The following is a 16,622-nucleotide window of genomic DNA, read 5'->3' on the forward strand; positions in this document are numbered from 1 at the left end:
GAGCGCCATAGACGCTCGACGATCCAGGACGCCCCCAGGGCAATGCCGCCGTGTGCGCCGAATGCCTTGGACATCGAACCACCGGCCACCACCCGGTCGCGGGAAATGCCGCACGCTTCCACCAGCGCGTAGCCATAATGCCTGGCCAGCTGCGAATGCACGCCGAAGCGGCGCAGTGCGTCGACCCCGGCTTCGATCAGGTCCGGGTGGGCGCCAAGCCCCAGGTAGCCCGACCCGCCAAAACTCAGCAGGGTCCGCCCGTCCACGTCGACCCGGGCGCAAGCAGGCGACTCCACGCGCCGCAGCGTCGTCTCGGTGATGACCGCCGCGCTCATGCCAGCTCCGGCGCCGGGTTGGCGACCGCAGGATAAAACACCTTGCCGCGCCGGCGATAAGGCAAGCGCGCGAAGTCCATGGACAGTGCGGCGCCGGTCTCGATGACGTGGCAGTTGCGGGAAAGCCTGGAAAACTCGGCGTAGTAGTGATGACTGGATTTCACCGCGATCACGACGGCTTCGTGCAGCGGCACCCCGAGATTGGTGAACGCGGTCGGCGACAGGGTTTGCTGGCGGCGGCTGACCAACACGATGTCCACCGCGCCACAACGGACCCAGGCCGCCCGCCCCAAGGGATCGACGATCGTACCGACCTGCTGGCTGTGCCGTTCGGCCAGGCCCGATACGTGCAGGGCCAGCCGCAGCGGCTTGCCGGAAGCCGGGCCCGCCTTGCCGCCGATGGACAGGTTGATGACGGCGCCGATGCCGGCCCGATGGCAGGCGTCGACCGCGGCCGGATCCCATAGCGGGCCGAAAGCGCAGCGCAAGGCCGGCCGGCGCAGCAGGGCGGCCAGCAGGACCGTATGGTCGCACGGCGCGCCGCCGCCGGGATTGTCGCCGGCATCGGCCAGGATCAGGGGGAATGGCCCGGCGGGCGCCGGGTCGAGCACCTGCTCGACGCTTTCCAGACGGGGCAGCAGCGCGTCGCGCTGCCGGTAGATCGCCTGCGCCAGTTCGCGGGCGGTGCGCGCAGCCAGCTCGCGGTCGCGGTCGGCCACCACCAGCACCTTGGTTCCGGCGTCCGGCACATCGCCCCAGGGGAAGCCATGCACGTAGCTGGCGGACAGGATGCCGGGCCGGCGCTCGACCTCCGCCAGCAAGTCGACCAGGCCGCGCATCGGTTGCGCGGTGGTGGGGTAAAAGCCCACCATGGCGCAGTCGGCGACTTCCATGACCGGCCGGGTGGCGCCGGCCGCGGCCGCGCGGCACAGTTCGAACAATTCCACGGCGCGCGCCTCGTAGTCGGTATGCGGATACTCGCGCATCAGGATGACGGCATCGGCTTCGGTTGCCATGGCATGGCTCATATGGCAATGGGGATCGAGCTCGACGCCGATCACGCAGTCCGGTCCGGCGATGGCGCGCACCGCTGCGATGAGGTCGCCCTCGCAGTCGTCCGTGCCGTCGGCCACCATGGCGCCATGCAGGAACAGCAGGACCATGTCGACCGGCATGTGCTGCTCGAGTGCGGAGAGGATTTCGGTGCGCAGTTGCTGGTAGGCGCCGGCTTCCACGGTGCCGGCCGGTTGGGCAATGGCATACACGCCCTCGTGGACCGTATCCCCATATTGTCCGGCCAGGTGGCGCCACTGTTCGACGATCGGCCCGACGTCGCTCAGCATGTCGCCCGCTATCGGGCCGCGCACGATGCCCAGTTCCTCGAACGAGCGCAGCGTGGTCGGGAAGGCGGCGAACGTATTGGTTTCCGTGACCAGCGCGGAAGTAAAGATTCTCATGCGTTGTGCTCCTTGATGGAGTGCGCGCCGGTGCACGCAGTGAAGGGCAACAGGACCAGCAGCGCCGCCAATAGCGCCGCTGCCGGCGCGCTGACGAACAGCAGGCCCAGGCGCCGCACGGCCTCGGGTGCCGGTGTGCCCTGCAACGGGCCGACCCATTCCAGTCCGAAGCCGACCACGATGCCGCCCAGGGACTGGCCCAGCTTCTCGGCTGAAAACAGGATGCCCAGGTACAGGCCCAGGCTTTCGCCCTGGCTGGATGAATGGGTGGCCGCCTCCATGGCCAGCGTCGAAATCAACACGGTCAGCATGCCGCACGACAGGCCGAACAGCACGCCGGCGGCGATCATCGATGTGTTCTCGCGGGGGCCGGCCGCGAACCACACAATGCCGGCGAGGGCGGTCGACAGCGCGGCCGCCAGCACGACATTGGGGCGCATCCGCCGCGTCAGCGCGGGCGCCGCCGCGACGCCGACCAGCAGCGCGACGAAGATCGGCGTGAGCAGCGTCGACAGGTGTTCGGGCGCGGCCTTCAGCAAATGCTGGTTGGCATAGGGGAGCGCTGCGAACAGGGCGGTCGAGCTGGTTCCGAGCAGCACCAGGATCAACACCACGCAATAAAAGGCGCGGTTGCGCAGGGTGGAGCGCAGGGCCGTCAGCAATGGCGCGGCTGCCTTGGTTTCCACCCCGACAGCCAAAGGCGTGCGCCGCACGGCAAGCCAGCACAGGCCAAGCGCCAGCGCCGACGCGGCGGCCAGCGTGCAGGCCATGGCCAGGTAGCCGCCGGCGCCGGAACCGAAGGCGCCGACCAATTGCGGAGCGAGCATGGACACCGTCAAGCCGGCGAAGGTCTGGCCCAGCGCGCGGGCCGACATCAGCGTGCTGCGCCCGGCAATCGTGTCCGTGATGTCGCTGGCGATCGCGGTGTGCGCCACCGAAAACACGGTAAAGATCAGCGACTGCGCCACCAGCAGCACGCCGATGACCGACACGCGCAGCGGCAGCGGCAGGCCGCCGGCCGGGATGAACAGCAGCACCAGCATGGACGGCAGCAGCAGCGCATTGGCTGCCAGCAGCGCGGCGCGGCTGCCTGTCCTGCGCGCCCAGCGGTCCGACCAGCGGCCGAGCCATGGATCCAGCACCACGTCGGTGAATTTCGGTATCGCCAACAGCAGGCCCGCCAGGGCGGGTGGCACGTGGGCGAATTCGGTCAGGTAGAACAGGAACAGCAAGGGGACGACGCCTGAACTCAGCGTCGCCCCCAACGCCCCGGCGCCGAAGCCGGTCCGCAGCCCGCGCGATGGGAGGAAGGTATCAGCCATGGGCAGGGCGCTCCTGCAAACGCAAGCTGCGGGTGCGCGAGGTGTCGAGTATCAGTTCGCGGCTTCCGGACGCGCCCTGCGCCAGCCGCACGGTGCCATTGAGCGGCAGGTGTTCATCGAGGCTGCTCAGCAGGCAGAGGTCGTGCCGCAGCGGCAGCAGCTTGAACGCGTTGCGGCCATACAGGCCAGCGATGCGCAGCGTATCGTGTTCGCCCGTTTCCACCACGATGTCGGCGCCCAGCTCGTCGCTGCGCCATTTGCCGTAGAACCGCTCGACGCTGGCGGCGTCCGTGCCTGCTTGCCCGATGCGTTCGCAATAGTGGGTCCTGCCTTGTTCCATGACGTTGATGGCCGTCACGACGTCGCGGCTGTCGCGCACCGGCGCGACGCCCAGCACTATCACGGACAGCAAGTTCACCTTGAACGCGGCGTCGCCGTCCCGCAGCAGCGGCAACGGCATGCCAAAGCTCTGCAGGAACATCTTCCCGTCGCGCACTTCGATGGCGAAGTGCCTGCCGCTCTGGCTGCAGTAATAGTCGCCGCTGAGTGCCTCGCCCGATTGCGGATCGGCTGGCTCGTCTTCGGATGCCAGTTGTGGCGCCACCAGCGCGACCAACAGTTTCTCGGCAATGTCGGCTGCCGAGATGTCGCTGCGGTTGCTCATCACGATGACCTGGATGTCCTGTTCCGGCGCCGCCAGCATCTGGCACGTCCCGCCCACGACGCCGCCGGCGTGGTGGAGCACGGTAATGCCGCGCCAGCGTTCGTGGATCAGCCCGAAACCATACGGATTGACGTAACCGTTGGGCAGCGTGGTTGGCGTCATCAGTTCATCGGACAGCGAATGCGGCCACAACGTCGGGTTGATCAAGTGGCTCAGCCAGCGCTGCATGTCGTCCAGCGTCGAGGCGACACCGCCTTCGCCCAGGATGACCGACGGGAATGTACTCTTGGTGAAATTGCCGTCGGGGTGGGCCAGGTGCGTCGTTGCGCTGCCCGGCAGTGGTTGCACATCGGTGCTCCACAGGACGGTGTCGTACATCGACAGCGGCTCGAACAGCCGTTCGCGCATGACTTGCGCAAGCGGCTTGTCCAGCACGCGTTCGATCAGCAGTGACAGCATGCGATAGCCGCCGTTGTTGTACATGAACTGTTCGCCCGGCGTGAAGTTTTCTTCCTGCTGGCGGCACTGGTAATCAAACGCGGCTTGCTCGGGCAAGATGGCCAGGCCGTTGGACAACAGCGACAGGTCCAGGTAGTCGCGCGTGCCGCCGGTATGGTTCATCAGTTGGCGCACTGTGCGGGCGCTCTGGGAGGGCGGCAGTTCTGGCAGCCAGCGTGCGATCGGCTCGTCGATCTGCAGCTTGCCCTCGTTGCGCAGCATCAGCGCCAGCACGCAGCAGAAATGCTTGGTGGTCGAGCCGATCCGCATTTTGGTGGACGGCGAATTCACCAGCCCTGAATCCAGGCTGGCCAGGCCGCAGCCACGCCGAAGCAGGGGCACGCCGCCACGCAGCACGCTCGCGATCACACCGGGGCCGCTGTCGATTGCCAAGCCGGACAACACTGCTTCAAGTTTTTCCATGTCATTACTGGTCATTGCGAACTCTTTCAATATAAAATGAATAAACAATCATTCTTTTTTAAATCCCATGCCTAAACGAGATCCTGGCCATATGGCCGCCGTGCGTCAGCAAATCCTGGCCGCAGCGCGTGCCGTGTTTGAGCGCAAGGGCCTGTACGAAGCTTCCGTAAGCGACATCAGCAAGGAAGCCGGCCTGTCGGTCGGTACGCTGTATGTGCATTTCCGTTCCAAGGAAGCCATCCTGGTCGCGCTGATCGAGACGGCCGAAGTCAAAGGCGAAGTGTTTGCCGAATGTGACAGCGCTGGCGCTCTGCTGAAGCTGGTGGAAACCATCCTGCGCCGCCAGGAAGCGCCCGACATGGCGGCGCAGGCGGCGCGCACGGCACTGGAGGTGGCGGCCATAGCCCGTCGCAGCGCCGAGGTGCAAGCGGTGGTGGTCCGGAACTACGAGCAGATGCGCGGCGCCTTGCTGGCGGCGGTGTCCAGGATCAATACGCAAGATGCCGGGCTTGGCCCTGCCGAGGTGCTGGCCATCGGCGAAAGCCTGCTGTCGCTGCTCATTGCGGCGCAGTCGCAAATGCTGATAGGCGTCCCGGCCTCGACCGAAGCGAAGATCGGCGCGGCGCGTATGCTGATCAGCCGCCTGCATGGCGCGCCTGTACGGAAGAAGCGCTGACGCTGGAGGACGACAGCACCGGCTGCGCATAGGCTGCCGGATCGAAATCGATGCGGCCACCCACGTAGCTGGCGGACGGCGCGCTGTCGTTGGCCATCAGCAGGGGCGCGTCGAGGTCCACCAGGTCGGCGGCCTGGGCCGCGATGAACGCGGGCAGCAAGGCCATCGAACGGCCGCCCATGCATCCCACCATGACCTCCAGTCCGAGTTGCCGTGCGCTGGCGGCCAGCGTCAGCGCCGCCGTGAGCCCGCCATACTTGTCCAGCTTGATGTTGGCGACCTGGTAGCGCTGCGCCACCTGTTCCAGCTCGTCCTGCGTCTGCAGCGATTCGTCGGCGGCCAGGCGGATCGGAGAGCTGAAGTGGTCCAGCGCCGCGTCGCTGTTGGCCGGCAGTGGCTGCTCGATGAGCTCGACGCGGTGCTCCAGCAGGGTGCCCATCATGCGGTCCAGGTGTGCGATAGTCCAGCCTTCGTTGGCGTCGACCGACAGGCCGACATCCGGCCGCGCCCGGCGAACGGCGGTGACCCGTTCCGCGTCCTCGGCCGAGCCATCGAGCTTGAGCTTGAGCGCGCGGGCGAAAGGATAGTTCAACGCCATGGCCGCCATGTGTCCGGCGGCGGCGACGCCCAGCGTGACCATGGTGGTCCTGGCGCGCAGGCCTGGCAGATGGGCCAGACTGTACGCAGGTATGCCGCGCTGCGCCGCCTCCAGTTGCCAGACGATCCAGTCGAGCGCATTGCGCGCGCCGCCTGGCGGCATCTGCTGGACCCGGCTCCACATGTCGGGCAGGTCGCCTGGCGGGTCGGCCAGCCACTCGTGCACCTGCCGCTGCATCGTGGCGCCGGATTCGCCGCGATAGAACACGCCGGCCGCTTCGGCTTCGGCCACCCAGCCGCGGTGGCGCGCCGAGATCCGTAGCACCTGCTGGCCCACCAGGGTGCGCCCGGCAATGGACAGAGGCTGCTTAAAGACGACCTCTTCGACAAAAGTTGATATCAGCATGGGAAGTCTCCGTCAGAAGAAGGCGTAGGAAAGTTGTATGCCCAGCGTGCGGGGCGCCGCGACATTCACGCGGGCCGGGCCGCCAAGCGCGCTCAGTGCGGTGTCCGCGGAAGTCTGCGCCCGGCGGTCAAGCAGGTTGCGGACAAACATGCCGACGCTGGCACGCCCGAATTCAAGGCCGCCGCGCAGGTCGATCATGGTGTAGGCGGGGAGCCGGTAGAGCGGATTGGCCGGCGGCCGCGCGAAAGCGTTGAAGCGCTCGCCGGTATATCGCAAGGATGCGCCCCAATAGGCATGGTTGCCGTCGACCGAGAAATCGCGCTCCAGCTGCAGCGCGCCGGCCACCCGCGCCGTATCGGGCAGGCGTTCGCCTGCTTTGCCGCCGAGCTCGGGACTGTCGTCGAGCAGCTGCGCATCGATCAGGCTGAGTGCCGCGGCCAAGCGCACCCCTTCGGCGGGCCTGGCGCGCAACGTCGCCTCGATACCGCGCGAGCGGGCGCTCCCGGCATTGCCGATGCCGGAAAATCCCGCGTTGGAGGTGAACACCTGCATGTTTTTCCAGTTGATCTGGTAGACGGCCAGCTCGGCCGACACATTGCCGGGCACCACGTCACCTTTCCAGCCAGCTTCATAGCTCCACAAGGTGTCGGAACCGAACGACGGCTTGTTGAGCGGCTCGCCGGTCAGCGGATTGCGGATGATCGCCAGCGGGCCGCCGGGACGGTAGCCGCTGGCGGCGCGCAGGTACAGCGCCTGCCGCGGCGCCGGGCGCCAGCGCGCTGTCGCCATCCAGGTCGTGACGTCTTCGGACGACTCGGCCGCCGGCTGCGGGGCAGGGGCGAACAGGCCGTCGAAGCGCTGGTCCAGGTGCTGGGCGTTTTGGCTGTGGCGTACGCCAAGGGACACGTCGGTGCGCTCGTTGAGGAAATAGGTGCCGGTTCCAAACACGGCGGCCTCGCGGAAAGTGGAGGGAAATTGAGCGTCGGCCAGCAGCGGCTGGGCCGGCTCGAAGGCGGCGGTCAGCGGCTGCAAATGCTGCGACTTGAAGCCGGTCTCGTTGGTATAAAAGGCCCCGGCCAGCCATTCGAAGGCCCGGCTGGCGGGCGAGGTCAGCCTGACCTCCTGGGTTGCCTTGCGGTTGTAAAACGCGTAATCCATGGCATATCCCGGCGCGTTGATGCCGAGCGGCGCCAGGTAGGGCACGTACAGGACGGACGGGTCGGCCCGTCCATCGTTGCGCGAGCGCTGCCAGCCGCTGATCGCGTCCAGCGTGGCCCAGTGCAGGTCGGCTTTGATGGCCAGCGACACCAGGTCGTTGCGCACATTCACCGGCTCGGCGACGAACAGCCGCTTCGCCTGGCTTCCGTCCAACGGTTGTCCGGTAGCGATGCTGGTGTCTTCCGTCGATGAGCCATCACGTTTGTGGGACTGGGACAGGGCCGTGAAGCGGACCGACAGATCTTTGCCGGGGGTGAGCAGCAACGCCACCCGGGCGCCGTTGGTCATCGAGCCGTCGGCGACGCGGTCGCCATGGTTACGGTCATGCACGAAGCCGCCTTCCTTCCGTTGATACAAGGTCGCGCGCAGCGCGGCGACGCCTTCGCTCAGTGGAATGTTGAGCACGCCTCGCGCCACATGGCTCAACTCGCCATGCCTGGCGTTGGACAACTCGGTGGTGACATTGGCCACCCGTTCGCTGGCGTCGGGTTCGACCGCGACATACTTGATCAATCCCCCCATGGCGCCGGCGCCGTAGAGCGTGCCCTGAGGACCGCGCAAGACTTCGGCGGCCGCAAGGTCGAACAGGCCCAGGTCCAGCGCGCTCGATCCACCTCCCGCATAACCGGAGCTGGAGCCGAACGGAACATCGTCGATGTACATGCTGACGGTAGCGCCGACCTGGGCGCCGGTCGAGATGCCACGCATGGTGACCTGGCTTTGTCCCGTACCACTGCCGGCTTCATTGTAATTAACGCCCGGCAGCAGGGCGGCCAGGTCGCCCAGCGACTGGTAGCCGGATCGTTCGAGCGCCTCACCCCTGACGACATCCGCGCTGAGAGGCACTTCGCGCGCAGGCTCGCGGCGGCGCTGCGCAGTGACGACCACCGTTTCAATTGGCTCGGACGCCGCCGCGGCATCAGCGCGGGCGTTCTGCGCCTGCGCGCCAATCGGAAGGACACTGAGCGTGGCCAGCGCCGCAAGAGTCAGTGGGGCGCCGCTGAAGGTGGGGCCGGAACCAGGTATTCGCCTACGCATCTTGTCTCCTTTAATGAATGATCGCTCGTTTTTTTTAAGGATTATGGATTCACTATTCATTCGAGGCAAGAAGAATTTGCAAACTGTTGCAAGGCGGTCTGTCGCGCGGTTTTCCAGGGCGGTGCTAGAATCTTCCGCTCTACCGTTGTTCCCAGACCAAATCAAATGAGGCTTTCCATCGCATCCCAAACCAGGCTGAAGCCATTTTTCGCGTTCGTGGCGGCAGCCGCAATGCTGGCGCCAGCCTATGGCGGCGAAGTTGCGAGGGCGAGGCTGGATGTTTTGCAGTGGCCGCGCATGTCCGTGCGTGATTTTGGATGCATGCTGGAACAATCGCTCGGTCATCGCGAACCAAAATTCAATTGCTCTTTGAAGAAATTCAAGCCAGTGGAAAATCCCTGCGCAAGCGCGTACTACGAAGGGTTCGAATTCCCCCCCGCGCTGGTTTCAAAGGTTCACCCGCTTCTAAGCAATATTGAACTCGCGTGGGAGCATGGTCAGTTGCAATCGGTGTCCCTCGATTTCAAAAGAAAAATTGACGCGAATGCGTTAAGAAAAGCGTTTGGCCTCGATAAAACCCCGGCCTATCCCGAAAATGTCATGAGTGTGGATATTCAGGATTGCAGCCGTGACAGCGTGTGCTTGTTGATACAAGGTTTCGATCACATGGGAGCGGGCGACGTCGACTGCGGTAAATGAAAACGGAATAGACATCGATCAATCGCTGCCGCCCCCGCCGCAGCCCCCGCCGCAGCCCCCGCCGCAGCCGTCCCCGCCGCCGCCATCGCCACCACAGCCTGAATCCGAGCCGGAATGGCCGTGCGCCCCGTCGCCGGAATCGCCGCCGCAACCGGCGGCGGATCCACCCAGGTCTGCGCCACAGTAGATCGTGGCGCCGCCACCGGCCTGGCGTGCGACGCCGCTGCAATCGACGGCATAGGTAAAGCCATTTGGCACGTTCAATTGGGCGTCCAACGCAAACAGCAAAGGAAGCCGGGTGGGGCGGCGCGGGTTGATATTTTCCTGGTGACAGACCTGGAACCAGCACCGGTGTATCCCCGCATTGCCCCGCTGGCGCTTGCTCAACACGGCGGCTGGCGAATGATGCAGGAATTGGCCGAAGCCACGACGGCAGAATTGCTGATAATTTTTAGTGTGGAGTATGAATTCGTGCCACAGGTCGTCAACGATCTGGGATCGGTGTCATGGGGCAGCTCCCAAATTGGTGATGCCTGCCGGACTAATATTCCATGGCTTTGAGGAGACCGCAAGTGGATATGGCAAGAAGCGTTATCGCAGCGCGCTGGCCAGGTCGCCCGCGTCCGCGCAGGCTTGGCACAGATACATGAGCGCCATGGCCTGTTCCGCGCCGGGATGGTCGAGATAGCGGCGCAAGGCATCGGCCACCAGATCGAGTCCGCTGGCGCGCAGGAAGCTTTGCATGGAGGCGAGGCTGTTCCGGTCTTCGCCCGTCACGTGCAGGCGGCCGGTGAGCGCCTTGTCTTCCATGATGAGCCGCAGGTGCTCCAGCCAGTCGCTGTGCGGGGCCGCCGGCGCCGCACCGGTTTCGGGCGCGCCGGATTTGAACAGGCGTGAGATCCGCTGCAGCAGCGACATGCCGGCGCGATTGGTCGGCGCCTCATAATCCAGCGAGACGGCGCGCAGCGCGCCATTCCGTTCGACGACCAGCGACAGCGGTTCCAGCCTGCAGCCGTGCAGGTCGCGCTCCAGCCGCGCCAGCACGCCGCGAATGACCGGCCCTTGTTCGGCCCATCCCTGGATATTGTCGATGCGCAGATGGCGCTCCGGGCCGCAGGACAGGCGCAGCGTCAGCGCCTCTCCATGCACATCGCGCAGCGTCCAGCTGGAGACCTGGCGTATCTCGTCCAGCACCGGCTGGTCGAAATCGGCTGGCTTGAGCAGCACGCAGTCGATGTCCTCGCCGCGCAGGCCGGCGCCTTGACGTATGGCCTCGGCCAGCGTGGTCCAGTCGTCATGGCCGGCGGCCAGCCAGCGCGGGTCGTCGGCGCGCCACGGCGGCAGCATGCCGGCGCTGGTTTCGGCACTGAGGCTGATGCGGTGGTCGTCCGATGCGCGCACGTTCGCCAGCGCCAGCGTGCCGCCGCCCAGCGCGCACACCGCGCCCACGCCCGGCCACAGGGCACTGCCGCTCCAGGCGATATCGCGGTTGAAAGCGCGGTCGGCGCCATCGCGCCGCGCCAGCGACGCCTGCATGATGCGCTGTCCGGCGGGATCCCAGAACGCCATGGTCAGGCCGCGCGCACCGCCGCGGAGTTCCCACCAGTGCGCGCCCAGCGGCAGCAGTTCCAGCGTGCCGGTGCCATTGAAACTGCGGCGCGCCGACCCGCGCAAGTCGCGCAGCAAATCGCCCCGGGCGCCTTCCAGCGCGTGCGACAGGGCATAGATGCGTACCGCCAGCCGGATGGCCTGGCGTTCATCGGCGCCCAGGTCGCGCTTCGCCAGCAGGTCGGTGGTGCCGGCCAGCGTGCGCAGCATCGCGGCCAGGCGCGGAAAGGACTCGATCCGCGCCGACATCGCCAACGCGCGCAATTGCGCCGGCATGATCTCGCTGACGTGCGCCCATCCACCCTGGCAGATTTCCTGCACCAGTGCGCGCAGGCGGACCAGGAACTGGCGCTCGTCGTCGGACAGGCCGTCTTCCGCTGCGGCTGACGGCGCGGCTGCGGCAAGGGCCTCCGGCCAGGCGAACTCCCTGCCGTGGCGGCGCCAGACCGCGAGGAGCGCCAGCAGATGGACGACCGCGCGCGAGGCGGCGGGCGCTTCGGACACCATGCTGGCATAGCCGCCGCCGGCGATGTAAAGGCAGGGAGCGTCCAGCGCCGGCAGCTGTATCGACAGCGCGCCGGGCGTGCCGGTGATGACGGCGCCCTCGGTGTCCGCCAGCAGCGCGGCGGCCTTGCGGGTGGCGGCCACGCCTGCGGCCTTGAAAACGGCGGCCGGTTCCAGCCGCAGCACTTCGGCCAGCACGTCCACCGGCGCCGCCTCGCCGTCGGAGGAGGAGGGCGCGGCGGCGCGCAGCCACAAGGCGGCGGCCAGTATGTGCTTGCAGATGCCGGGCGCGGGACAATCGCAGCTGGCCTTGGCCGGGCCGCCAGGGTTGAGCGTCACCAGCTGGCCGTCCGCGCGCAGCGTGGCATGCTTGCCGTCCGGCGGCGACGCCCACGCCACCTTGTCCGCATCCACATCCTTGGCGGCGCGGCGCACCAGGCCTGTGCTGGCCAGCGCCGCCAGCGCGTTGTCGTCGAAGTTGCGGTAGATTTGCAGCCAGTCCTGTTCCATGCGCTACCCCATGACCTCGGCCAGCCACTCGGCAAAATGCGAGGGCGTGAGCGCGGCGATTTCCATGCCGCGCCCGGCCAGCTTTTGCGCCATGCTGCGGTCGTAGACCGGCTGCGCGCCTTCGTCCAGCGCGGCCAGGCCCAGCATCTTCACGCGCGACTCGGCCAGGCGCTGCACGCTGTTCAGCAAGGGGCCGGGGAACGCGCCTTCCTCGAAGTCGCTGATGAGCGCCACCACCGTGCGGTGCGGCGTCCGCACCAGCGTTTCGCAGTATTGCAGCGCGCGGCCGATGTTGGTGCCGCCGCCCAGCTGCACGGTGAGCAGCACCTGCACCGGATCGGCCGCGATGTGGGTCAGGTCGACCACGTTGGTGTCGAAGACCACCAGCCGCACATTGACCGCCGGCAGGCTGGCCAGGATGCCAGCCACCACGGCGCTGTACATCACCGAATCGAGCATCGAGCCGCTCTGGTCGACGCACAGGATCACGTCCCAAGGCAGGTTGCGCTTGACGCGCGCGTTGAAGATCGGCCGTTCGATCACCAGCCGCTTGCCGGCCGTGTCGTAGTGGCGCAGGTTGGCGGCGATGGTGGCGCGCGGGTCGAAGTTCTGCGCGCTGGGCACGTGCGATCGGCGGAAGCGGTTGCGCCGGCCCACCAGCGCGTTGACGAACTGCGGCCGCAGGCGGCGGTTGATGTCGTCCACCACCTTGCGGATCACTCCTTGCACCACGTCCCTCACTTCCGCGCTCAGGCGGCCGCGCAGGCCGAGCAGGGTGCGGGCCAGCGCCTGGTTGGGCTCCAGCGAGCGCAGCACCGCCGGATCGTCCAGCAGTTCGGTCATCTGGTAGTTGTCCACCGCGTGGTGCTGGATGCGTTCGAATACCTCCTGCGGGAACAGCTTGCGGGTGCGCTGCAGCCAGTCGATGGCGGTGACGGCGCTGCCGTCCAGCGATCCGCCGCTGCCCGCCGGCGCGCGCATCATGCCGCGGCCTTCGTACTCGCGGCTGTACAGGTAATCCAGCGATTGCTCCATCAGGCGATCGCGGTCGCTCATCACCGCCCGATCCATGGACTGTTCGGCGTAGCGGCCCAGAATCAGGCGCCAGCGGCGCAGCATTTCCTGGTCAACCATGCGATGCTCCCGATGTTCCCAGCCATGCCCCGAGGCCGTCGCGCGCTAGGCTGTCGGCCAGCGCGGCCTGCATGGCGGCACCGGCCAGCAGGTCGGCTTCGGTGGCGTTGTAGTGCAGTTCGGCCAGCAGCTTGTCCTGCCGCGCGCCGGCCAACGCCTCCGCCAGTTCCGCGGTCTCCCGTGGCCTGAGCGCGGCGAAGGTCTGGCGCAGGTCCGGCAGGAAGGAGACGAAGGTCTGCTCGTCCCAGCCGGACATGACGGCGTTGAGCGCGGTGCGCAGGCTGGCTTGCGTCAGCAGCAGTTCGGGCGCCGCCGCCATCAGGCCTTTCAGCGCGCGCACGGCATCGCCGGGCAGGGCGCCGGGGCCGAAGCACGCTTGCAGCATGGCCGCCAGCTGCGCCTCGTTCCAGCTGCCGTCGATGAACAGCATGGCGCCGGCGGCGCTGCCGACGCCAGGCGCCTCGGGCGTCGCGGCGAGGCGCCGCAGGTGCTGGCGCCACAGGGAGTGATCCACTTCGTCGTCCGCCAGTTTTCGCAGGGCGCCGTGCAGCGTGTGCATGGAGCGCAGGCTTTCGACGGCGGCGGCCTCCTCATCCCGCTTCATTTGCGCCAGTTGCGGCATCAGGAAAAGCGCGGTGCGCCAGGCTTGCAGCAGCAGCCGGCGCAACTGCGGGTGCTCCTGCAAGCCGAGTGGTTCGCGGCCGCGCCACAACAGCAGCAGCTTGTGGGCGCAGGCGATGACGGAACCGGCATTGGCATCCTCGTCCAGCGTGGACGATATCAGCTCCAGCAACGCGGGCAGCTGGCGGTGCAGGCCTATCAGGCAGGCGCGCGTCAGCAGGTCGGTCGCCTGTACCGCCGAACGTCCCTGGCCCTGCGCCGCCAACTGCTCCTGGTCCTTGCGCAGGCGCGCCATGGCGACGGCGGACAAGGACGCGCCCAGCGTCGCCAGCTCGATCAGGCGGGCTTCCACCATCGGGTTCCAGGCCACGCGCCATTCCTCGGCCAGCATGTCCAGCGATGCGCCGCCGATGAAGTCGGGGCCGGACCGCCATTGCGCCAGGCCGGTGTCCAGATACGCCATCAAATGCAGGAAGCGGCTGCGGGCGCGGTGCCTTTCCTTGCGGTAGATGTCCAGCCGCACGATGCGCGGCAGGCTGTCGTCCACTCGGATACGCATTTGCGCGGCGGTGCGGCGCGCGTCCTCCACCAGCGGCGGCGAGCCTGCGGATGGCGGAATGTCGCCAAGCCTGCTGCCGCCCAGGAAGCGCTGGAGGTCGGCGGCCAGGCCGCTGGTGCCGTCGTCGATGGCGCTTTTGATGAAGCAGGAGCGCACCGCGTCCAGCAGGTCCTGCCGGCCCGGTCCCGCATGACCGCGCAGTTCGGCCAGGCGCGTGGCCTGCAGCAGCGCGGCCTGCACGTCGGCGGTGGAGATTTGTTCGGCCAATCCCAGTTCGCGCGATTGCCGCGCCAGCGTGGTCAGCGCGCCGGCCGCGACGTCCAGCAACGCCGGGCCGTCCGCCGCCGCGTTGGCGCTGTCCCATACCCATTGATAGTAGGCCGGCGCCGGCATGCCCGCCGCGTAGCCGCTCAGGGCGTCGAGCCGGTCAAAGCTGTAGCGTATCAGCCAGTTGCCGATGCGCTTGCCCGTCACGGCTTCCGCCGGCGGCGCGTCCAGCTCCAGCATCTGCTGCAGGGCGATGGTGTGGAAGCCGCCCGTCACCACCACGATGGCGCCGTCGGTCCTGGCCCGCCAGGCGCGCAGGTGGGCGGCCATGTGCCGCTCGCGTGGCAGGCTGCCGTCGGCTTCCAGCACGGCGGTTTCGTAACCGGCGCGCGCCATGGCGCAGTAGGCGAAAACGTCGGCGAACAGGCGCCGCCAGTCGCGCAGGCCGGCGGCCTCGCGCAGCTCGAACAGATGGTCCCACAGTTCGTCCTGGTCGCGGCAGCCGCTGCGCGCGGTGAGTGCCTTCAGGGCCTCGCTGTGGGCCAGGTAGCGCTCGGACATCAGGCTGCGCACTTCCTCGTCGTGCTCATCGCCGCCGCCGCGCCAAGGGCGGTCGATGAAGGCCAGTTGCGCGCCCAGCGCGCGGCCCTCGTGCAGCGCCACCCATTCCGGACTGTAGTCGCAGAAGGGATAGAAGGCCGAGCGCACGCCCGCCGGCGGCGCGTCTTCCTGCGGTAGCTGCTCCGCCAGCGCCGCCTGCGACAGGATGGCGACCGGCGGCCGGGTGGCGGGATCGAGCAGCAGCGGCAGCAGCGCGTCGAAGTCGTCCGGTCCTTCGATCAGCACCACGGCCGGACGCACCTCGCGGATCAGCGCCTGCAGCGCCAGCGCGCAGGCGGGGCTGTGATGACGGACCGGCGCGAAGTACAGGCCATCGGCGGCCAGCTTCTCCAGCCCCGCCTGGACTTCCCGGCTTATGGCCACAGGCCGCGTGCGGCGTCGCGGAACGCCTTCCAGTTGTCGTCGCGGCGGGCGCGTTCGCGCACCACGGTGTCGAAATAGTGCTGCACGCGTTTCAGGTCGTCCGCATTGTCCTTCAGGACCACGCCCTGCAGCTGGTTGGCCAGTTCGCGCGGCGTCAGGCGGCCATCGCCCAGGTAGCAGGCTTCCAGCGCGGCGGCGTAGGCGACGTTGACCGCTTCGGCGGTCGACATCACGGTGTCCGGCGTCTTGATCGCCGTGCCTTCCTGCGTCTGGCCGGCGCGCAGTTCCTGGAAGGTGGTGACCAGCAGGGCGATGACGTCGCGCTCGATCCGCACGCTGGCGTTGGCGCTGCCCAGGTCGCGCTGCACCTGGCGCATCACCAGTTCCACCTCGAAGGCGTGATCGCGTATCGGCCGCACGGTCTCGAAATTGAAGCGGCGTTTCAGCGCCGACGACATCTCGTGCACGCCCCGGTCGCGCAGGTTGGCGGTGGCGATCACGTTGAAGCCGCGGTTGGCGTGCACGCGCGCCTGGTCGCCCAGCTCCGGCACCATGACCTGCTTGTCGGACATCAGCGAAATCATCACATCCTGGATCTCCGGCGGGCAGCGCGTGATCTCCTCGAAGCGCACGATCTTCCCGGCCACCATGGCCTGGTACAGCGGCGAGGGCACCATGGCGCGCTGGCTCGGTCCTTCCGCCAGCAGCAGCGCATAGTTCCACGAATATTTGATGTGGTCCTCGGTGGTGCCGGCCGTGCCCTGGATGGTCAGCGCCGAATCGCCGCTGATGGCGGCGCTCAGCAGCTCGGACAGCAGTGATTTCGCGGTGCCCGGCTCGCCCACCAGCATCAGACCCTGGTGGCCCATCAGCGTGACGACGGCGCGGTCCACCAGCGGATCGTCGCCGTAGAATTTGCGGCTCACGCCCAGCGCCTCGTCGCCGAGGATGAAGCGGCGCACGGCGCGCGGCGACAGGCGCCAGCCCTGCGGGCGCGGGTCCTTGTCGGTTTCCTGCAGGCGCAGCAGCTCCGCCTGGTGGCGCAGTTCGGCGCTGCTGCGCAGGATGTCGGTCGTACTGGATGTACTCTGTGTGCTCATGC

At 67.5% G+C, this 16,622-nt stretch carries 12 protein-coding genes and 1 pseudogene; 3 read left to right on the plus strand and 10 right to left on the minus strand.

The annotated features are described in order from the left end of the window. From HUX88_RS24435 to HUX88_RS24450, 4 genes and pseudogenes are all read right to left on the minus strand, one after another. A pseudogene (locus HUX88_RS24435) lies at nucleotides 1-335 on the minus strand (hypothetical protein); the annotation flags it as partial. Then, a complete protein-coding gene (locus HUX88_RS24440) occupies nucleotides 332-1,792 on the minus strand; it encodes a M81 family metallopeptidase (protein WP_176363458.1) in 1,461 nt (486 codons plus the stop codon). The pseudogene HUX88_RS24435 and the gene HUX88_RS24440, both read right to left, overlap by 4 nt. Continuing rightward, on the minus strand, nucleotides 1,789-3,114 hold the full coding sequence (locus tag HUX88_RS24445; RefSeq protein WP_176363459.1) for an MFS transporter: 1,326 nt from the start codon (nucleotides 3,112-3,114) through the stop codon (nucleotides 1,789-1,791). Before HUX88_RS24445 ends, HUX88_RS24440 begins: the two co-directional genes overlap by 4 nt. Next, a complete protein-coding gene (locus HUX88_RS24450; RefSeq protein ID WP_217916431.1) occupies nucleotides 3,107-4,699 on the minus strand; it encodes a serine hydrolase in 1,593 nt (530 codons plus the stop codon). Before HUX88_RS24450 ends, HUX88_RS24445 begins: the two co-directional genes overlap by 8 nt. Before the next feature lie 67 nt (nucleotides 4,700-4,766). On the opposite strand from HUX88_RS24450, the gene HUX88_RS24455 reads away from it, so the two are divergent. Continuing rightward, entirely contained in the window at nucleotides 4,767-5,375 is a 609-nt protein-coding gene (locus HUX88_RS24455) for a TetR/AcrR family transcriptional regulator (RefSeq protein WP_217916432.1), read from the plus strand. On the opposite strand, the gene HUX88_RS24460 is transcribed toward HUX88_RS24455, so the two are convergent. Beyond that, nucleotides 5,335-6,378, minus strand: coding sequence for an enolase C-terminal domain-like protein (locus tag HUX88_RS24460; protein WP_176363462.1), 1,044 nt, complete (start codon nucleotides 6,376-6,378; stop codon nucleotides 5,335-5,337). The genes HUX88_RS24455 and HUX88_RS24460 overlap by 41 nt on opposite strands. Before the next feature lie 12 nt (nucleotides 6,379-6,390). Next, nucleotides 6,391-8,634 carry a TonB-dependent receptor gene (locus HUX88_RS24465; RefSeq protein ID WP_176363463.1) on the minus strand — a complete coding sequence of 748 codons (2,244 nt, stop codon included), beginning with the start codon at nucleotides 8,632-8,634 and terminating at the stop codon, nucleotides 6,391-6,393. A 165-nt stretch (nucleotides 8,635-8,799) separates the two neighbouring features. Between HUX88_RS24465 and HUX88_RS24470 the strand changes: the two genes are divergently transcribed. Both HUX88_RS24470 and HUX88_RS24475 read left to right on the plus strand, forming a co-directional pair. Continuing rightward, nucleotides 8,800-9,333: a hypothetical protein gene (locus tag HUX88_RS24470; protein WP_176363464.1), complete on the plus strand. Its 534-nt coding sequence runs from the start codon at nucleotides 8,800-8,802 to the stop codon at nucleotides 9,331-9,333. 114 nt (nucleotides 9,334-9,447) lie between these two features. Then, nucleotides 9,448-9,894 (plus strand): hypothetical protein, encoded by a 447-nt coding sequence (locus HUX88_RS24475; RefSeq protein ID WP_176363465.1) that lies wholly within the window; start codon nucleotides 9,448-9,450, stop codon nucleotides 9,892-9,894. A gap of 30 nt (nucleotides 9,895-9,924) precedes the next feature. Here HUX88_RS24475 and HUX88_RS24480 read toward each other — a convergent pair whose 3' ends face one another. From HUX88_RS24480 to HUX88_RS24495, 4 genes are read right to left on the minus strand one after another with little or no spacing between them, the layout of a single operon-like run. Continuing rightward, complete coding sequence (locus HUX88_RS24480) at nucleotides 9,925-11,955, minus strand: SWIM zinc finger family protein (RefSeq protein WP_176363466.1); 2,031 nt, start codon at nucleotides 11,953-11,955, stop codon at nucleotides 9,925-9,927. Between the two features lie 3 nt (nucleotides 11,956-11,958). After that, the gene (locus HUX88_RS24485) at nucleotides 11,959-13,089 is read right to left on the minus strand and encodes a VWA domain-containing protein (protein WP_176363467.1); all 1,131 of its coding nucleotides are present in this window, start codon (nucleotides 13,087-13,089) and stop codon (nucleotides 11,959-11,961) included. Continuing rightward, a complete protein-coding gene (locus tag HUX88_RS24490) occupies nucleotides 13,082-15,520 on the minus strand; it encodes a DUF5682 family protein (RefSeq protein ID WP_176363468.1) in 2,439 nt (812 codons plus the stop codon). The genes HUX88_RS24485 and HUX88_RS24490 overlap by 8 nt, the downstream gene beginning before the upstream one ends. After that, nucleotides 15,511-16,620, minus strand: a complete 1,110-nt coding sequence (locus tag HUX88_RS24495) for an AAA family ATPase (protein ID WP_176363469.1) — start codon at nucleotides 16,618-16,620, stop codon at nucleotides 15,511-15,513. Before HUX88_RS24495 ends, HUX88_RS24490 begins: the two co-directional genes overlap by 10 nt. Nucleotides 16,621-16,622: the final 2 nt, after the last annotated feature.

Origin of the sequence: Duganella sp. BJB1802 (assembly GCF_013369445.1) — a bacterium.
GTDB lineage: Bacteria > Pseudomonadota > Gammaproteobacteria > Burkholderiales > Burkholderiaceae_D > Rugamonas > Rugamonas vulcania_A.

Coding starts and splice junctions, on each gene's coding strand:
- HUX88_RS24465 (WP_176363463.1), bottom strand. CDS start 8,634: ATGCGTAGGCGAATACCTGGTTCCGGCCCCACCTTCAGCGGCGCCCCA.
- HUX88_RS24485 (WP_176363467.1), bottom strand. CDS start 13,089: ATGGTTGACCAGGAAATGCTGCGCCGCTGGCGCCTGATTCTGGGCCGC.
- HUX88_RS24460 (WP_176363462.1), bottom strand. CDS start 6,378: ATGCTGATATCAACTTTTGTCGAAGAGGTCGTCTTTAAGCAGCCTCTG.
- HUX88_RS24455 (WP_217916432.1), top strand. CDS start 4,767: ATGCCTAAACGAGATCCTGGCCATATGGCCGCCGTGCGTCAGCAAATC.
- HUX88_RS24495 (WP_176363469.1), bottom strand. CDS start 16,620: ATGAGCACACAGAGTACATCCAGTACGACCGACATCCTGCGCAGCAGC.
- HUX88_RS24445 (WP_176363459.1), bottom strand. CDS start 3,114: ATGGCTGATACCTTCCTCCCATCGCGCGGGCTGCGGACCGGCTTCGGC.
- HUX88_RS24440 (WP_176363458.1), bottom strand. CDS start 1,792: ATGAGAATCTTTACTTCCGCGCTGGTCACGGAAACCAATACGTTCGCC.
- HUX88_RS24480 (WP_176363466.1), bottom strand. CDS start 11,955: ATGGAACAGGACTGGCTGCAAATCTACCGCAACTTCGACGACAACGCG.
- HUX88_RS24475 (WP_176363465.1), top strand. CDS start 9,448: ATGGCCGTGCGCCCCGTCGCCGGAATCGCCGCCGCAACCGGCGGCGGA.
- HUX88_RS24450 (WP_217916431.1), bottom strand. CDS start 4,699: ATGGAAAAACTTGAAGCAGTGTTGTCCGGCTTGGCAATCGACAGCGGC.
- HUX88_RS24470 (WP_176363464.1), top strand. CDS start 8,800: ATGAGGCTTTCCATCGCATCCCAAACCAGGCTGAAGCCATTTTTCGCG.